The 18515-nt window shown below is 31.6% G+C and carries 15 protein-coding genes; 8 read left to right on the top strand and 7 right to left on the bottom strand.

Translation table 11 applies throughout. The annotated features are described in order from the left end of the window. Positions 1–691: 691 nt before the first annotated feature. The 3 genes from HNQ03_RS04180 to HNQ03_RS04170 form a co-directional block, all read right to left on the bottom strand. Complete coding sequence (locus HNQ03_RS04180; RefSeq protein WP_173778405.1) at positions 692–1222, bottom strand: hypothetical protein; 531 nt, start codon at positions 1220–1222, stop codon at positions 692–694. A gap of 90 nt (positions 1223–1312) precedes the next feature. Next, the gene (locus tag HNQ03_RS04175) at positions 1313–2158 is read right to left on the bottom strand and encodes an ABC transporter permease subunit (protein WP_173778404.1); all 846 of its coding nucleotides are present in this window, start codon (positions 2156–2158) and stop codon (positions 1313–1315) included. Next, positions 2158–3054, bottom strand: a complete 897-nt coding sequence (locus tag HNQ03_RS04170; protein WP_173778403.1) for an ABC transporter ATP-binding protein — start codon at positions 3052–3054, stop codon at positions 2158–2160. The genes HNQ03_RS04175 and HNQ03_RS04170 overlap by 1 nt, the downstream gene beginning before the upstream one ends. A gap of 264 nt (positions 3055–3318) precedes the next feature. Here HNQ03_RS04170 and HNQ03_RS04165 point away from each other — a divergent pair, with 264 nt between their 5' ends. The 6 genes from HNQ03_RS04165 to HNQ03_RS04140 all read left to right on the top strand — a co-directional run bounded on the left by HNQ03_RS04165 (position 3319) and on the right by HNQ03_RS04140 (position 11018). After that, positions 3319–4656, top strand: coding sequence for an AAA family ATPase (locus HNQ03_RS04165; protein WP_173778402.1), 1338 nt, complete (start codon positions 3319–3321; stop codon positions 4654–4656). Between the two features lie 35 nt (positions 4657–4691). Further along, positions 4692–5222 (top strand): GNAT family N-acetyltransferase, encoded by a 531-nt coding sequence (locus HNQ03_RS04160; protein WP_173778401.1) that lies wholly within the window; start codon positions 4692–4694, stop codon positions 5220–5222. Between the two features lie 310 nt (positions 5223–5532). Then, positions 5533–6645, top strand: a complete 1113-nt coding sequence (gene prfB, locus HNQ03_RS04155; protein ID WP_173778400.1) for a peptide chain release factor 2 — start codon at positions 5533–5535, stop codon at positions 6643–6645. Positions 6646–6826: 181 nt separating this feature from the next. Beyond that, positions 6827–7519 carry a dipeptidase PepE gene (gene pepE, locus HNQ03_RS04150; RefSeq protein WP_173778399.1) on the top strand — a complete coding sequence of 231 codons (693 nt, stop codon included), beginning with the start codon at positions 6827–6829 and terminating at the stop codon, positions 7517–7519. Positions 7520–8479: 960 nt separating this feature from the next. After that, positions 8480–9856 carry a D-alanyl-D-alanine carboxypeptidase/D-alanyl-D-alanine endopeptidase gene (gene dacB / locus HNQ03_RS04145; protein WP_173778398.1) on the top strand — a complete coding sequence of 459 codons (1377 nt, stop codon included), beginning with the start codon at positions 8480–8482 and terminating at the stop codon, positions 9854–9856. 4 nt (positions 9857–9860) lie between these two features. After that, complete coding sequence (locus HNQ03_RS04140) at positions 9861–11018, top strand: sensor histidine kinase (protein ID WP_173778397.1); 1158 nt, start codon at positions 9861–9863, stop codon at positions 11016–11018. Here the strand turns inward: HNQ03_RS04140 and HNQ03_RS04135 are convergent, their stop codons facing one another. The 4 genes from HNQ03_RS04135 to HNQ03_RS04120 all read right to left on the bottom strand — a co-directional run bounded on the left by HNQ03_RS04135 (position 11019) and on the right by HNQ03_RS04120 (position 17042). Continuing rightward, the gene (locus tag HNQ03_RS04135) at positions 11019–12635 is read right to left on the bottom strand and encodes a M1 family metallopeptidase (protein WP_173778396.1); all 1617 of its coding nucleotides are present in this window, start codon (positions 12633–12635) and stop codon (positions 11019–11021) included. A gap of 45 nt (positions 12636–12680) precedes the next feature. After that, complete coding sequence (locus HNQ03_RS04130; RefSeq protein ID WP_173778395.1) at positions 12681–14012, bottom strand: TolC family protein; 1332 nt, start codon at positions 14010–14012, stop codon at positions 12681–12683. Positions 14013–14088: 76 nt separating this feature from the next. Further along, the gene (locus tag HNQ03_RS04125) at positions 14089–15399 is read right to left on the bottom strand and encodes an HlyD family secretion protein (protein WP_173778394.1); all 1311 of its coding nucleotides are present in this window, start codon (positions 15397–15399) and stop codon (positions 14089–14091) included. Positions 15400–15401: 2 nt separating this feature from the next. Beyond that, entirely contained in the window at positions 15402–17042 is a 1641-nt protein-coding gene (locus HNQ03_RS04120) for a peptidase domain-containing ABC transporter (protein WP_173778393.1), read from the bottom strand. Between the two features lie 139 nt (positions 17043–17181). Here HNQ03_RS04120 and HNQ03_RS04115 point away from each other — a divergent pair, with 139 nt between their 5' ends. Both HNQ03_RS04115 and HNQ03_RS04110 read left to right on the top strand, forming a co-directional pair. Then, a complete protein-coding gene (locus HNQ03_RS04115; RefSeq protein ID WP_173778392.1) occupies positions 17182–17853 on the top strand; it encodes a TetR/AcrR family transcriptional regulator in 672 nt (223 codons plus the stop codon). A gap of 15 nt (positions 17854–17868) precedes the next feature. Further along, positions 17869–18429, top strand: a complete 561-nt coding sequence (locus tag HNQ03_RS04110) for an RNA polymerase sigma factor (RefSeq protein WP_173778419.1) — start codon at positions 17869–17871, stop codon at positions 18427–18429. The last annotated feature ends 86 nt before the right edge of the window (positions 18430–18515 follow it).

The following is an 18515-nucleotide window of genomic DNA, read 5'->3' as shown; positions in this document are numbered from 1 at the left end:
ATGAATTTTTTTAGGATATGACAAAAATTTTAAACCACAAAAGTAACAAAAGGAAACTGCTAAAAAAGTAGTTTAAAAGTCAAAATAAGTGAGAAAATACTTTACTTTCAACTTTTTTTACCTACTTAAGTCTAAAAACATCTGCTTTTGTGGTTAATTTTTCACATTTTATTTTTTGTCATGTACTGAAATGAATTTTAAAAATGTTTTTTTAGATCTTCAATCGACTATACGCGTCACTTTGTCAAAGTTGTAAAGCGTTGCAATTGTACTTTGACAAAGTTTATACTTGAATTAAAGAGCTTTCAAAACAAACTTTGTCAAAGATTTTAGCTTTGTTAACCTTGACAAGGTTTGGCAGCACTATCTTAACTTTCTTACCAAACTTAAAACTGAAATTTGCAGAAATAATAGAAAACTAAAAATGAGATAATAGGCTTGTTTTGTAAGTTTGATGTAGACATTGATTTATGTTGAATTTAATCCGCTACTTTGTCAAAGTTGTAAAGCGTTGCAATTGTACTTTGACAAAGTTTACTATTCAAATTGTATTTTTTAATATAAAGTGGATTCAATAAAAAACTTTGTCAAAGATTTTAACTTTGACAAAGTGGCCTCGTTCAAAAAATTTAGATTTTAAAAAAATTCTAAATGAATTTTCTAAGTAAGCTTAAAACTAAAATTTAAATCCTTACTTTAATTTAAAATATTTACTTTTTATTTCCTTGGTATAAAATTGTAAATCTTGTAGATCCTCTTCAAAATGAATATCTCTATTATCAAATTCTTGCGGAGAGTAGATAATTCTGATTTTCTTAATTTGGTTTTTATCTTTATAAACCCTTCTAAATGGAAATTTGTTCGTGGCTATAGAAAACGATGTTGAACTTTTACTGGGGATATTTAAAACACTTTCTTTCGAAAATTTCACCAAGTTAGGAACCCAAATTGGTGGAGGTGGACTTTCTCGAGATTTAAAAACATTTTTTTTTCTTGTTGAAACAGTGTAATTGAACAATTGAATATAATAATTATTTTCAGCACTATTTTGTAATGGTAAAATAATATCACTATCTGTATCATTTATGATTTCACAATTAATAATTAAATAAGTGTAACTAAATTCACTTTTTTTATCTACACTAATAATTTTAATTTCTTGAGCATGTAATTCAAAAAAAGCTATAAATAAAATCAAAACAAAAAAATATTTATTTCTCATATTTAAAATATGAACGTGATAAATTTACAAAAGAAAAATTCGTTCCAAAAATTTTGAAACGAATTATTATTTTTTATCTAAAGCCTAAATCTACCAATCTCTTTTTTTCAATAGAAAATAAGTTCCGGTGATGAAAATTATGGTCCAAACAATGCAGGCAATCAAACTATCAAATGGATAATTAAACGTGTATTCTGCTCCCATTTTTTCAGCAATTTTTAATCTTAATAATGGATTTGGAATCAATTCCGACATGCTTTCTAACGGCAGCAAATGTGAGAAGAAAAATTTGTCTTTCGTCGCTAATAATATATCTCCGTGTACTCCGCGCATTTTCATGAAACTTTCTATTCCACCTAGAATCCCTTCAATTATCCACCAACCGAAAAAACTTAAGAATACAAACATAGATTTGCGCAAAAGAACGGATAGAAACAAGAGAAAACTAAAGAAGGCGAACAGTTTTAAGAAATAATCTCCTATCATATACATTTCTTCGGTCACCAATTTGTAATCCGTACTTTCTGAATATTGAAAGCCTAGAAACAAAGTAATTAAAAATACAACCAAGGTAGAAACTGCCGAAAATAAACCGATGGTAATCACTTTTGAAAGCACAAATTCTTCTCTGCTCAATCCGTCAATCGTGTTTTGTTTAAACATTCTATTGTTAAACTCTTGTGTGATTGAGAAAATAATGATTAAACCTAAAAATATTTTGAAAATTGCTACAATATAAGTTGTGAAATTCCAAATTCCAGGGAAATTGTAGATGCCTTCTTCTTTAAGATTTAAAGTGAAAGAGTCTGTCAATTTAATATCTACCAAACCGATGAAAAGTAGCGCGACCAAAACGATAAAGTATATGGCTGTAAAAACTTTGAATGGTCTATAATTCAAGTTTTTAAGTAGTTCTAGTTTTAATAATCTTATCATTATGCGTTGTTTTTTACGAGTTCTAAAAATTGACTTTCCAGCGATTGTTTTTTCTTCACCAATAGGGAAAGATAAATACCATTTTCCACCATTTTTTTGTTCAAATCTGTAGCAGAAATATCTTCATTAATGTAAGCAGTAATCAAATCTCCTTTCACCGTTACATTTGAAAATAAATGACTGCTTTCTAAAATTTTGAAAAGTTCGTCTTGCTGATCGGCTTTTAGTTCAAAATATCCTTTAGAACTCGTCATTCCATCTACTGTTCCAGAATAAATTGCTGTTCCTTCTTTTAACACAATCACGTGGCTGCAAATTTTTTCTATCTCGTCTAAAAGGTGACTTGCAATGATGATGGTAATTCCTTTTTTCGCAATATCTTGGATGATTTCTCGAATTTGGATGATACCTTCTGGATCCAAACCATTTGTAGGTTCGTCTAGTATTAATACTTCTGGATTGTTCAAAAGTGCAGAAGCGATGGACAAACGCTGCTTCATTCCCAGCGAATAAGTAGAAAATTTATCGTTTTTCCGAGCCAAAAGACCTACAGTTTCTAGAACTTCATCTATTCTTTGGTAGTTTGTTCCTTTTATTTGGGCTACAATTTTTAAATTTTTCTCCGCATTTAAGTAAGGATAAAAGTTGGGTTGCTCTATAATAGCTCCAATATTTTTGAGAGTTGTAGTATTTGTTCCTGCTTTTCCAAACCACGTCCAGCTTCCAGAAGTTGGGTTGATGGTGGAAAGCAACATACCAAAAGTAGTAGATTTCCCGCTTCCATTGGGACCAAGAAGTCCGTAAACATTACCTTTTTCTACATCAAAGGAAATATTGTTGACGGCAATTCTCTTAAATTTTTTCGTAAGATTATTTACGGTAAGAATTTTCTCCATTATTATATTTTAGATATAAGTAAGCAGAAATCAGGAAGCGTTACAATTTTTTTAAAATTAAAATATTGTGAAATTGACCACTAAGTTTTTTCAGGGATTAATAAAATTAAGAATTTCCAAGCAAATTTCAGCAGTGCATAAAATCTATTGATTTTTTTCTTAATGGCCTTAATTTCTTCATCTACCTTATTGGTTTAATTTCAAACATTTTAACAACTTATTTTTTAATAATTAAATTTTCTTTATTTTTAATAAAAATTTCAAATGAAGATTACAGAATTGGCTTTAGATATTGGCATCTCAACAAATACCATCAAAAATTTTATTCAAGATTTTGACTTGGAATTATCCAGTTGCCTTTTCCCAAATATGGAAGTAAAAGATGATTTTGAAAAATTTGCGCGCGAAAATTTAGAATTCCTACAAAAATATGAGGCAGATCTTGCAGACGAAAAATCGTGCAAGCAAATAGCTAAAGAAATCAACCAGCCCGTAGAAAAAGTGGAAGAAATCGTGAAGAAAAATGTGCCTATTTTATATGAGAATGGTTTGTACAAATCTTCGGTTTCAAAATTTGGAATCGACCATGAATTGGGTGGGAATTACCAATTTGTCTATGATTATTTTGGAAAGAAAACAGCTTTGGCAAACAGAGATTTCATCGGATATAGAGATTTGTATTTTTATATTACAGAAATGCTAGATCCTTTCTTAGATGAAAAACAAGCCTTAGATTGGGGTATAAACAAACCAAACGGAATTATGCTATACGGACCAAAAGGAAGTGGAAAAATATTTTGGGCAAAAAAAATTGCAGAAATTATTGATTATGATTTTAATGAAGTAAAAACATCCTACATACAAAATGCGAAAAATAATTTTGGACAATATTTAACTTCCATAATGATGAAGCAGGGAAATAAAACCCTATTTATTGAAAACTTTAACGAAATATCTTCCATTAAAAATACTGAAAATATTGCGAGCATTTCAAAAAATGATGCAGAGGATGTTATTTTGCATTCTATTCACAAATTTACGGAAGAAAATTTATTGTTGGTAGCAGCCACAGATTCATTGTCAGAAGTAGATGCGGAAGTATTTTCTCCAGGAAGATTTGATATTTTAATTCCTGTTTTTCCGCCGAATTTAGACGAACGAGCGCAGATGATTTTGCGATACCTGACTTCAAATTTGGTGAAAGAATCTGTATTGACACAAATTTTAGAATACAATAAGGCAGATTCCAAACCATTTTGGTTGAATTATGCATCGCGGATGAAATTATTCAGCAACACGATGGTTATAGATTTTACACAAAGTGTAAAGAAGCGACTGAGAAGTAAATATTTGAAAACGAAAAATCCGCATTTCCATATAGAACGAGAAATTTTGGAATTGAGCTATATTGAAAGTAAAAGTAAATTGACAGACAATTATCTGCAGTCCATCCAATATTTTATAAATGAAGTTGCGGCACACGATTATGATGTTTTTAAAAATAGGATCGACCAACTGAAATTTGAACTGGATTCTTACCGAATTGCAGAACCACAGAGGAAAACGATTGGCTTTGAGCACGGTGAAAACGGCAAAGCGTAAAGAATTAAAATAACTAAAAGCTAAATACGCAGAGAATGATTTTGGAGAGCGAAAGATTGACGTTAAATTTGGTAACAGCACTAGATATAGGAAATGTACATGTTTTGCATTCTTTACCAGAGGTTGATGAATACAATACTTTAGGGATTCCAAAAAATATTGAAGAAACAAAATCTTTGGTTGAAAATTGGATTTTAGAAAATAAAAAACAAGGTATTCAAAGGTTCACATTTTCAGTTAAAGTACAATCAAACGATGAATTCATAGGATTGATTGGAATAAATATTGGAAAAGCTGCTTATAAAAATGCGGAAGTTTGGTTTAAATTTCATCCTAAATTTTGGAATAAAGGTTATGCTACAGAAGCATTAAAAACTATTTTAAAATTTGGCTTCCAAGAGTTAAAACTTCACCGCATAGAAGCATGTTGTGCGGTTGGAAATATCGGTTCTATGAAAGTTTTAGAAAAAGTTGGAATGTTGCGAGAAGCTCACACTAGAAAATTGTTGCCATTAAAATCTGGCTGGTCAGATAATTACGGTTATGCAAAGTTATCTACCGATTAATTTTTTTTCTAAAAATATTAGACTTTAATTATTACATCAGTGTGAAACGAGAAATACTTTGCAGCCCAACTTTATCAGAAACCCTTTTTTGAAAAAAAATTAATTCAGAATTTTTACTTCTATTAAAATCATCTAAATTCTTTTTTTGTTTGGAAAGTGGAGGGAAAAGCGAGATCAAAGCAAAAGGTACTAATCGAAGGTTACGAACGAAGTTGAAGGTATCCCAAAAATAAATAATAGGCTTAAGGCGAAATCAAATGTCTGCCCAAATAAATATTCTCATTAAAAAATTCATTATTTTTGTGATCTTATGATTAATAGTGACCAACTAAAAGATATAGAAAAGCGAATTGAAGAATTGTACAAATACCTTCAAATTGATAAAAAACGCATAGAAATTGCCAATGATGACGAAAAAACTGCGTCACCAGAATTTTGGAATGCCCCAAAAGAAGCCGAAATTTTCTTGCGACAATTACGATCTAAAAAGAAATGGGTAGAAGCTTATGATGAAATTCATACCAAAATGGAAGACATGAAAGTTTTGGTAGAATTTGCAAAAGAAGATGAAGAAAGTGAACAAGAATTAGACATCGTTTTTCCAAAAATACTAGAAAAAATAGAAGATCTCGAGTTCAAAAATATGCTTTCTAACGAAGGTGATGAACTTTCTGCTGTACTGCAAATAACCGCGGGCGCAGGTGGAACGGAATCTTGCGATTGGGCAGCAATGCTCATGAGAATGTATATGATGTGGGCAGAAAAACAAGGCTACAAATTGACGGAGCTGAATTTTCAAGAAGGAGATGTAGCTGGTATAAAGACCGTTACTCTAGAAATAGATGGCGAATTTGCCTTCGGATATTTGAAAGGCGAAAATGGCGTACACAGATTGGTGAGAATTTCGCCTTTCGATAGTAATGCAAAAAGGCACACCAGTTTTGTATCGGTTTATGTGTATCCTTTGGTAGATGATTCTATAGAAATCAACATCAATCCTGCAGATATTTCCTTTGAAACCATGCGAAGTTCTGGCGCAGGTGGACAAAACGTAAATAAGGTGGAAACTGCAGTTCGCCTTCGTCATGCTCCTTCCGGAATCATTATAGAAAATTCCGAAAGTCGTTCCCAATTGCAGAATAAAGAAAAGGCAATGCAATTGTTGAAATCTAGATTATACGAAGCAGAATTGGCAGAAAGAATGAAAGCCAGAAACGAAATAGAAGCCGGAAAAATGAAGATAGAGTGGGGAAGCCAAATCCGTAATTATGTGATGCATCCCTACAAATTGGTGAAAGATGTGCGCTCTGCACACGAAACTTCTGATGTAGACGGCGTAATGAACGGCCACATCACTCCTTTCTTGAAAGCCTATCTCATGGCAGACGGAACTGCGGTGACCGAAGATGAAGATGTTTTTTAAGTAAAAAGATGTAAGTAAAAAGTAAATTGCAACAAAAATTTTAAATATTTTTTTTACCGCTTATGAATTTAGAATTCATTCTTTTGATCTTTGCTAAATGAAATGGTTCTGCGTAACAATTTACACCCAGTTTAATAAAAATCTCTGCGTCTCTGCGTTTTAAAAACCACAAATTTAAAAAATGAACATATTATTAGCTTCAACGTCCACACTTTATGGTGGGAATTATTTAGAATATTTAGCGGAAGAATTGGTGAAATTATACCAAGGAATTGATGAAATTCTATTCATTCCATTCGCAAGACCAAGCGGGATTTCGCTTGACGATTACACCTTAAAAGTTGCAGGATATTTTTCTAAAATAAATATTAAAGTAAAAGGTTTGCACGAATTTAAAGACAAAGTTGAAGCTATCAATTCTGCAAAAGCCTACTTTACAGGTGGTGGAAATACTTTTTTATTGGTAAAAACGTTGCACGATGAAAATTTGATGACAGTTTTGAAAACTAATTTAGAAAATGGAAAGCCCTATCTTGGAACTAGTGCAGGAAGCAACATTGGCGGATTGAACATGCAAACAACAAATGACATGCCGATTGTAATTCCCTCCAATTTCAATTGCATGGGTTTGGTTCCCTTTAATATCAACGCGCATTATTTAGACCCAAATCCAGAATTACAGCACAATGGCGAAACCAGAGAAACTAGAATCTTAGAATTTTTGACGCAAAACGAAATTAAAGTTGTTGGTTTAAGAGAAGGAAACTGGATTCGAAGAATCGGCGATAGAATAACTGTAGAAGGATTGCACAACACCAGAATATTTGAAAATGGGAAGGAACCTTATGAGGTAAAAACTGGTTCAGCACTGTAAGATTGCCCCTCAAAGCGCATTCCAGATTTCAAGTATAAGATAATATAGCGCATCAAGACGCATTCAAAATTAAAAACATAAAAATCCGTGCAAATCTGTGAAATCCGTGAGCTACTTTCCCCACAGATCTCACAGATTTACACAGATGTAGTAAATTTTTTTGCAAGATTGCGCCTCAATGCATATTCCAGATTTCTAGTAAAAGGTAAGATTGCTACTGAAGGTGCATTCAAAAATAAAAACACAAAAATCCGTGCAAATCTGTGAAATCCGTGAGCTACTTTCCCCACAGATCTCACAGATTTACACAGATATAGTAAATTTTTTTGCAAGATTGCGCCTCAATGCATATTCCAGATTTCTAGTAAAAGGTAAGATTGCTACTGAAGGTGCAACCAAAATTAAAAACACAAAAATCCGTGCAAATCTGTGAAATCCGTGAGCTACTTTCCCCACAGATCTCACAGATTTACACAGATATAGTAAATTTTTTTGCAAGATTGCGCCTCAATGCATATTCCAGATTTCTAGTAAAAGGTAAGATTGCTACTGAAGGTGCATTCAAAAATAAAAACACAAAAATCCGTGCAAATCTGTGAAATCCGTGAGCTACTTTTCTCACAGATTTCACAGATTTACACAGATGTAGTAAATTTTTTTGCAAGATTGCGCCTCAATGCATATTCCAGATTTCTAGTAAAAGGTAAGATTGCTACTGAAGGTGCAACCAAAATTAAAAACACAAAAATCCGTGCAAATCTGTGAAATCCGTGAGCCACTTTTTCCACATATTTAAACAGATATAGTGCATTTTTTGCAAGATTGCGCCTCAAAGTATCTTCCAAATAGCAGTTTTTGCCTGAAAATCCAAAAAATTCATTCTTCAATTCGTAAAACTTCAATCAATAAAGAAGATGCTTTCACGTTAAATTATTTATATTTACTCTATTAAATTAATCTATGAAATCCTTTTCCACGCTCTTTCTATTCGCAATACAACTATTTTTCAGTCAGAATATTGCTTCAAAATTAGATGCCGAAACAAAAATAATACTCAATAGTTCATCTGCTTATTCTGCCAATTTATCTATTTACGTAGCCGAAGAAAACGGCGATTTAGTATATGAATACAATGGAAATAAAGGACTTTCGACGGCTTCTACGCAAAAAATATTTAGTGCTGCAGCAGCTTTAGAAACACTAGGAAAAAATTACACTTACAACACAACTGCTTCATATTCTGGAAAAATTGAAAAGGAAATTTTAGAAGGAAATTTATTTATTAAATCCAACGGAGACCCTACTTTAGGAAGTTGGAGATATGATGGATACAAACCAGAAGATTTCAAAAAAGCGTTGATAAATTCAATAAAAAATAAAAATATTACAAAAATTGAAGGCAATTTAATTATTGATGATTCTTATTTTGATTTTCAAACTATTCCAGGTGGTTATCCTTGGGACGATTTGGGAAATTACTACGGAAGCGGTGTTTGGAGCGTCAATTGGAGAGAAAATCAGTTTGATATGTATATGGTTGGTTCCGAAATCAAAGGGTTCAATATCCCAATGGAGCATATAAAATGGGTGAGCGAAGTAAAAACAGGTGGAAGTTCTGATAATAGTTTGGTTTTCACTGCGCCACATTCTGGTGTAGGTTTGATAAATGGAACCTTGCCCGCAAACAAAAAATACACAGTTTCGGGCTCTATCCCAAATCCGCCGTTGGCATTGGCTTTAGAAATAAAAAATTGGTTGAAGGAAGCTGGCATAGAATTTCAGGGTGAATTACTAACGAATTCAAATTTAAAAATTGAAGGAAAACCGCTGCAATTTGCGCCAGAAAATTCAATTATTTTAAATTACAAATCGCCAACTTTAGACAAGATTGTATATTATTTTCTACAAAAAAGTGTTAATCTATATGGCGAAACATTCATAAAAACCATGGCGAAAGAAAAACGTAGAGAAGGTAGTTTCAAAGAAGGTGTAGATTATTTGCAAGATTTCTGGAAATCTAAAGGCATTAATTCTTATATGATTAATTTTGCAGATGGAAGCGGACTTTCTCCACAGAATTATGTGAGTGCAAAAGCTGAGGTGCAAGCTTTGCTATACGCCAAAAAACAAACTTGGTTTGAGGAATATTGGGCAGGATTTCCGACTCAAAATAATGGTATGAAAATGAAAAGTGGGACAATACGCAATTGCAAATCTTTTGCAGGATACCAGACTTCAAAAAGTGGAAAAAAATATGTGTTTGCCGTGATTGTCAACAATTATCAAGGCGGCAATGTGAGTGCTGCTTTGTATGACATACTGAATAATTTAAAATAAAAATTTGAAAGCAAGACCGCTACTTTCCCGAATAAATAATTGGTTTATTTTCTTGTTAATCACCGTAATTGTGAGTTCTCTTACAATTGCTTCTAGTTTTTTTATAAATTATTTAAGAAAAGAAGAGGTAAAACGCATAGAATTATTGGCCAATGCTATAAAAATTCAGCAAGATATACAATCACCAGATTCTTCTGTTCTTGAATTAATAAAACAAGTGTATGAAAGCAATAATTCTATACCTATAATTTTGTTAGATAAAAATGGAGATGTTATTGAATATAAAAATTTGCCAGACGGTAATGAATATTCTGATGTTGAGATAAAATCAATAGCAAAAAATCTATCAGCAATTTATCCACCGATTGAACTTAAATTTCCAGATGGCAACAATCAATTTGTGTATTACGATAATTCAAAATTATTGAATAATCTCCGCTATTCCCCGTATTTTTTGGGCTTGGTTATATTATCTTATTTCATTTTTTCTTTCTGGTTTCTGCGTACGGTAAAAAAAACGGACGAAGGTTTTCTCTGGGCAGGTTTGGCAAAAGAAACGGCGCATCAGATTGGTACGCCATTGTCTTCTATGATAGGTTGGATAGAAATAATGCGGATGGAAAACGATCAATCTGAAGCAGCTGGCGAAATAGAAAAGGATGTAGAAAGATTGAAAACCATCTCCGAAAGATTTTCTAAAATTGGTTCTGTCCCAGAATTAAATGATATGAATCTGACGGAAACGTTGCAGCAAAATTTCGATTATTTAAAGAAAAGAATTTCTACGAAAGTGCAATTTATTTTGAATCTTCCAAACGAAGATGTGCTCATTCCGCACAATAGAATTCTACTAAATTGGGTAATAGAAAATATGGTGAAAAATGCTGTGGATGCTATGAAAGGCGATGGTATTTTGGATATCTACCTTAGCGAAAGAAACAAATACATCACGCTGGATATAAAAGATACTGGAAGTGGAATGCCGAGAAAATTGGCGAGAAGTGTTTTCAAACCAGGATATTCTACCAAAAAAAGAGGTTGGGGTTTAGGTTTGAGCCTTGCAAAAAGAGTGATAGAAGAATACCACAAAGGCGTGATAAAAATCGTAGAATCTGATCTTGGAAGAGGAACAACTTTCCGTATTTCGCTATTGCGGAAATAATTAGAATTTATTTTTTATATCAAAAAACGTCACATAATAATTCTTATCCCAAACCACAGGTTTTTGTGAAGAAAGAGTTACCGTTTGCCAATTTTTTGTAGGTTTAATGCTCGTTTTTTCATCAATAGTAATTGGCAAATTCAAATTTTCGACAGCATTTTCAAATTTAAAATTTAGCGTTTTACCATCTTGATAATAAACCAACGTAGGAATTTTTGTAGTTCTCAAATATTGGTCAAAAACGGTGGAAAAATCAATTCCTGATTTTATAGAAATATAATTTTCGATTGTTTTTGTGGTTACTGTTTGATGATAAAAATCCATATTTAAACCGCGCAAAATCTCTCGAAATTTCTCATCATCATTGATAATCTGGCGAATGGTGTGGAGCATATTTGCACCTTTATAATACATATCTCCACTTCCTTCATTCCGCACGCCATATTTACCAATAATGGGTTTGTCATTTTGAATATTTCTACGCAAACCTTGCAAATAAGTATCAGCAGAATTTTTGTCTAAATAATTTTCAGTAAAAAGTGTTTCAGAATAGCAGGTAAAACTTTCGTGAATCCACATGTCTGCTTGATCTTTTGCGGTTATATTATTCGCAAACCATTCGTGTCCACTTTCATGTATGATGATAAAATCCCATTGTAAGCCAACTCCAGTTCCAGATAAATCTCTTCCTAAATATCCATTTTTAAAACCATTTCCGTATGCTACATTGCTTTGATGCTCCATTCCCAAATAGGGACTTTCTACCAATTTGTAGGAATCTTCGTAGAAAGGATACGGCCCAAACCAATATTCAAAGGCCTTCATCATTGGTTTCACTTGTGCGAATTGTTTTTTTGCCTTTTCTAGATTGTAATCTAAAACCCAATAGTCTAGATCTAAATTTCCTTTTTCTCCTTGATGTTTTTCTCCAAAATGCACGTATTTTCCAATATTAGGAACGATGGAATAAGGATTGATAGCGTTTTTGACTTCCCAAATACTTATGCGTTTTTCATTTTTTATCTCATTAGAAATCAGCTTTCCATTCCCAATTCCCATCAAATCTTTTGGTGAAATAATGGTCATTTTTATTCCATTTTCTGGCTCATCATTCCAAATATCTTTTGTAGGCAACCAAACGGAAACTCCAATTCCTTCTTGTGCCACGCTCATCCAAGGATTTCCATTTTTATCTTTTTCAAAAACCCAACCTCCGTCCCAAGGTGCATTGTTGGCAATGGTTGGATTTCCAGAATATTTTATGCTAAATAAACCTTTGTCTCCCTTTTTAAATTTTTCCTTTGCATAAACAAAGATGAAATCTCCGTCACGTTTAATATTCCAATTTTCTTTACCAATCATTTTAAATTGCATTGGCTGTTGCAAATCTATCTGAAATGTAGGGTTTTCTATATCTTTCGTAATTTCCCATGAAATAACATTGCTCCCAGAAACTGTTTTATTTTCAAAATCAGGTTCTACCGTCAATTCATACTTAGTTACATTCCAAAAATTTCGAAATTTTGTGTCGCTTCCTTTTAAAGTATCAACATTAGAAAAATTCTGGGAGAAGAAAATTTGGACAAAGAACAAAAATCCAAGGGAAAAATATTTCATATCGCTATATATAAAACAAATTTAATGATAAAATAGTAATTTATTTTATCTTAATATTCCGGCGCTCCAATATAATTTATAAATAGATTCTAAATATTTAAAATTTAAAAAATTAATTTTTTCCAAACCTTCAAACAACTTATTTTCTCTGGAATTGATTAAAAATAAAGAACTCTCTCCATTTTGAAAGCGAATTTCCTCCGCACGCAATAATTTTTTATAATTAATAATTATTTCATTTTGTAAAGTGATTTGTTCTTTCAAGATTTTATATTCATTAAAATAACTTTTTATTTTCACCGCTATTTCTTGCCCTTTTTGAGTTTGTTGCAATTGCGTTTCAGAGATTTTTAATTTTGCAATTTTGTAGTTTGCTCTACCTTCACGAAAGAAAATAGGAAATTCTACCTTCAGACCATATTGAAAATTATTTTGAAAAAGTGGGTTTTCAGAAAAATAATTTTGCGTTCCAAATCCTTTGTTCATAAAATTATAGCTGAAATCTATTTTTGGCAAAAGATCTTGAAATTTCAAACGTCTTTCTATATCCAGAGATTTTAATTTCTGATCATAAATTAGAAAGTTTGGGTTGTTTTCTTGCGCTTGTTTTAGCAAATCATCCAAATTCACATTAAAATCTAAACGGTTTTTATCTTCTTCAAATTCTAATTTTGGGATTATATTTTCTGTTATTTGATAAGGTGTATTATTTTTCAGCCATAAAAAATTGGTCAATTCTAATCCCGCGTTTTGGAATTTTAATAATTTTTCATTTCTCAAAATTTGAAAACTTTGCAATTGTGTGTTTGCTTCAACAATATCAATTGCCGGTTTTTCGCCCAAATTATAAGATTTTTGAATGAAATTTATACGCAATTGGGCATTTTTCAAAATTTCTTCTGCAATTAAATAATTTTGGTAAGCACTGCTCCAGTCATAATATGCGGAAACTCCCTCATACAAAATATCATTAATGATTGCATTTTGTTCAATCTCGCTCATTTGCCGAAATAGTTTCGCTTGTTTTAGGTATGCGCGTCTTTTATCCATCAATAAATTTTTCGCAAGTGGAATATTGATACCCAAATAGGTACTTTTATCTTCAGTTTCGCTATTGTTCAATTTTTCTCCTGTAAGGTTTTGAGCTCCAGCATATACATCTACTCCAAACCAAGTTGGTATAGAAATTTCAGAAGAAAATTCATTGTAATAATTGGTGTTGTTAAATCTTTTTTCCGCTTTGTAGAGATTAAATTTTGGATCAAAATTTCCTTTTGCAGCCATTATTTCTGCATCAGATTTTTCTACATTGATGTTGGCTTGCAAAACTACAGGATGATAGGTTTTCACAATATTCAGAAATTCTTCTGTACTCAACGTACTCAGATTTTTTTGTGAAAAGCACAAAATATTTATCCAAACAAAAAAGAAATAAATAAGTTTTTTTATCATATTATTTTTCTTTAATTGCAGTTTCTTTCGTGTAGGTTTTGTAATAATCTGGTGGAAAACCATTGATGTTTCGCCATATTTCATACCAAATCGGTACATTTTTCAGTAGAGCAATTCCACTAGCTCCTCCGCCAATTCTTAGTTGGTTTGGCCATTTTTGATCTTCTTTATCTGGCACCACCAAAGTTCGAAATTTTCCATTTGGGCTGATGGTATTTTCATACGCGATTATTGTACCACCAAAAGTACCGTAACTGCCATCTGGCCAACCACTAAAAACAAGCGCAGGAAAACCATCGAACACAAATCTTACTTTTTGTCCAACTTCTATCAGAGGTAAATCCAGCGGGTCTATGTACATTTCTACCGCGTAATCTTTAATTGTAGGAACGATGACCATTAGTTGTTCTCCTTCTTTTAAAATTTCCCCAATTCCAGATTTTTTGGCTTGTACTATTTGTCCATCTTGTGGAGCTGTAATGATGTAGAGCCCATTTCTAATGGTGTAGTTACTTACTTTGTTTTCCAATTTTGCAACCTCACCTTTTCCAGATTCTATTTGTGTATAACTTTCATATTGATCTCCCTGCGCTTTGCTTATCTTTTCCGAATAATCTTGGGAAACAGAATTTTGCTCTAGCCGTAAATTGGTAAATTCTTGGTTGGTTTGCGCCAATTTATTGTCCATCATTATTTTTTTAGACAATACATTTTGGTATTTTAAATTTCGCTCTTGCAATTGCGTTTGAGAAACTAGACCTTCGGCAAACATTTTCTGTTGTCTGTTGTATTGATCTTCAGCTAACTCTAGCTCATTTTTTATTGCACTTAATTCCGCTTTTTCTGCTTTCAATTTATTTTCTAATTGATTTATTTTGTTATCAATTTGAGAAATTTTTAAAGCTCTACCTTCATTTAATGCAGAGATTTGGGAGCCAGATGTAGATATTTTCCCCTGATAATAGTTGATTGCACCTTTTTTTGCATCAACTTGTTGCTGTGTTCTATTCACCAAATTGGGATCCAGATACTCTTCTTTTACTTCAGAAATCTTTAAAATTGTATCTCCTTTTTTCACAAAATCTCCTTCATTTACGTACCATTTTACAATTTTCCCCGGAATTGGAGAGTTAATTTCCTGTGGTCTTTGATCTTGAGAAGGTGTGGTTATTTTTCCTTCAGCTTTTATATTTTGCGTCCATGGCAAAAACATTAGTAATCCTAAAAATAGTAGAATACCCCAAAACCAAAATCTTACTTTGCTTTTGTAGTTGTATCTATATATAGTAGGAAAAGATTTTAAATCTTGCATAATTAATTCAATTGTAAATTTCCGTCTTTCACCTCGATTCTATAGTCACATTTTGCTGCAAATTCTTTGTCGTCAGTAGCAATGATGATTGTTTTGTGCTTTTTTTCCTGTAATAAAAATTCAATTATAGAATTTTTGTACTTTGGGTCTAGTTTTCCCCATGGTTCTTCCATTATTAATAAACTAGAATTTGGGGTGATGGCTCTTAGTAATAAAATTTTCTGTGCAGCATTGTTTGAAAATCTTTTTCCTTCTGATTCTGTTCTGGTTTGAAATCCAGCTCCAAAATCTTTTAAGAATTTAGAAAACCCTATCAATTCTGCTTTTTTAATGATATCCGTTTCGCTGATATATTCTTTCCCCATTGATATGTTTTCAAAAATAGTTCCTGAAAATATCTCTCCAGTATCTTGATAATATTGGATATTATCTCGTAATGATGATAAATTATAATTATTAATTGGTATGTGATTGTACAAAATATTGCCAGAAAATTCTGTATAACAAGCACTTAAGAGTTTTAAAAATGTAGATTTTCCAGAGTTTTCGTTTCCTACTACACATACCAAAGATTTCGCTGGAATGTGCAATTCTATATCTTTAAATAAAGCACGTGAGTCTGGGTGAGCAAATCCAAAATCCGTCATTTGGATTTCCATTTCATCGCTATTAAATTCTATCTTACCAGCAATTTCTGTCGGTTTTTCTGTTACATAAGCAAGTTTTTCCAAGGCAGTTTGTACATCGTAAACGGAATCAAGATTAATAATTATTTTTTTTACAGAAGCTATGATGCTCAAAATTACAATCTCTGCCGCTATAAATTCGCCAATATTTATCTGTTGATCAATTAATAAGTAAACTCCAATTGTAAGTAAAGAAGCTGTAATGATTACTTGGAAACCAACCATGGTTTTGTACTGAAATAATAAAACTTTGAAATGGCTTGTTTTTTTATTCAAATAATCTACAACCAAGGTATCCGTCTTCTGAACTTCTAGTTGGTTTTTATTGGAAAATTTGAAGGTAATAATAGATTTCGCAACAGATTCTAGCCAAGAAACTACGGCGTATTTTGAGCTGCTTTCTTGCAAGCTAGTTTCTAAACCTGTTTTGCTAGAAAAGTAAATTGTAAAAGAGATTATGATTAATAAAACTAAACCTGAGGTAAGAAATAAGGGATTGTAGAAGGAAAGCAAAATAAAGCCAAACAAAATTTGGGTAAGTGCTGTTGGAATATCAAGTAGTAATTTTGCAAAACCTTTTTGAAGATTAATGGTATCAAAAAAGCGGTTTACTTGCTCTGGTAGATAGTATTGATCAGTTTTGTAAAGATCAAACTTTGGGATTTTATCTACAAATTCAAAAGCATATCTGGTAAAAATTTTCTGCTTGATGCTTTCTATTATTTTAAGTTGATTAATCTGCATTACACCTGCTAAAAAAACACCTAAACAAACCAAAGCGATTAATATATAAATAGAAACCACCATTCTAGCACCGAGTACAAAGCCAATAATAGCTTGTATGCCAAGAGGAACACTCAATTGAAGAAGCCCATTGATGATAGCGTAAAAATAAATAGATCCGATGTCAGATTTATCCAAATTCACCAATTTCCAGAATCTTTTATTTAGTATCATTAATTATTTATTTGTGCAAATATAGTAATTAATTTATTAATAATAGTATTGCTATTGTTAGTAGTTGTTTTAATTAATTTTATAATATATTTACTCATATTTGCTTTAAAAATTTTAACTTTGCAGTAAATTAAAATCAATGGATTTCAAACTTTCTTTTAATATCAATACATCTATATATTTAAAAAATCCAGAAAATAGCGATCTGGGCAAACGCATCATTAAAAAAAGTATAGAGTTAATTGCGGATATTGGTTTAGAATCTTTTAATTTTAAAAAATTAGCTCAAGAAGTAGGAACTACAGAAGCAACTGTATATAGATATTTTGAAAATAAAAATAAACTTCTACTCTTCATTATTACTTATTATTGGTTTTTTATAGATTTTTATTTGGATTATCAAACCCAAAACTTAAACGATCCGAAACTCAAAATTCAAAAAATAATACAAATTCTCACACACAAATTGCCGGAAAGCGATGGTGTTTTAGATTACGACAAACGGCTTTTGCATCAGATCGTAATTTCAGAAAGTAGTAAAGTATATCTCGTAAAAAACGTTGTAGAAATCAACAAGGATGAGGTTTTCAAGCCATACAAAGATTTGTGCAAAAATATTGCTAGCATTATTTTAGAGTACAATCCGCAATATAAATATCCAAAATCTTTGAGCAGCACAATGATAGAAACTGCTCATCATCAAGAATATTTTTGTCACAATCTACCGAAACTCACAGATTTTGAGAGAGGGGAAACCCAAGATTTTACTTCGCAGTTTTTAGAAGATTTTGTTTTCAAGGCAATTAATTAATTTGTAAATTTAATGATGCAAAAAAAAGAATTGCTTGCTCTGGTACAACTTGCGAAAGAAAAAAATCAAAAAGCGCAAACAAAATTAATCAATATCTATTGGATTGATGTGTTTTCTTTTACCTTAAAAAAAGTGCGAGATAAAAATCTTGCAGATGAAATCACGGTTTCAGTTTTTGCCAAAGTTTTAAGTAAAATAGATCTATATGATCCCAATTTCGAGTTTAAAACTTGGATTTTAACCATTGCTCAAAATACAATCATAGATTTTTGGCGAAAAAACGCTCGCTCCAACGAAACATCTACAGACCATCTAGAAGATGTAGAAAATACTTTTGCACAGTCGCCAGAAGAATTGTTGATTTCTGATGAAGACCATCGGAAGTTTTTAAAAATTGTAGAATCTTTGGATTCGAACTATCAATCAATAATTAAATTAAGGTTTTACGAAGAAAAAAGCATTAAAGAAATTTCTGAAGAATTGGGTATTTCTATTTCTAATACAAAAGTGAGAATTATGCGCGCAAAGAAAGTTCTTGCCCAACTTTTGAAAGATAACAACTATCACGACTTTTAGGTTTTAGTATTTAATTAGAAGTTACTTTAAAACTTTATTCGTATTTTTGTTTACGTTCTCAAAAAGAAATTTATTTTACAATTATT

It is taken from the genome of Frigoriflavimonas asaccharolytica (genome assembly GCF_013294015.1).
GTDB classification, from domain to species: domain Bacteria; phylum Bacteroidota; class Bacteroidia; order Flavobacteriales; family Weeksellaceae; genus Frigoriflavimonas; species Frigoriflavimonas asaccharolytica.
Note: the sequence above shows the minus strand (reverse complement) of the source record. Positions and strands in the feature narration are given on the sequence as shown.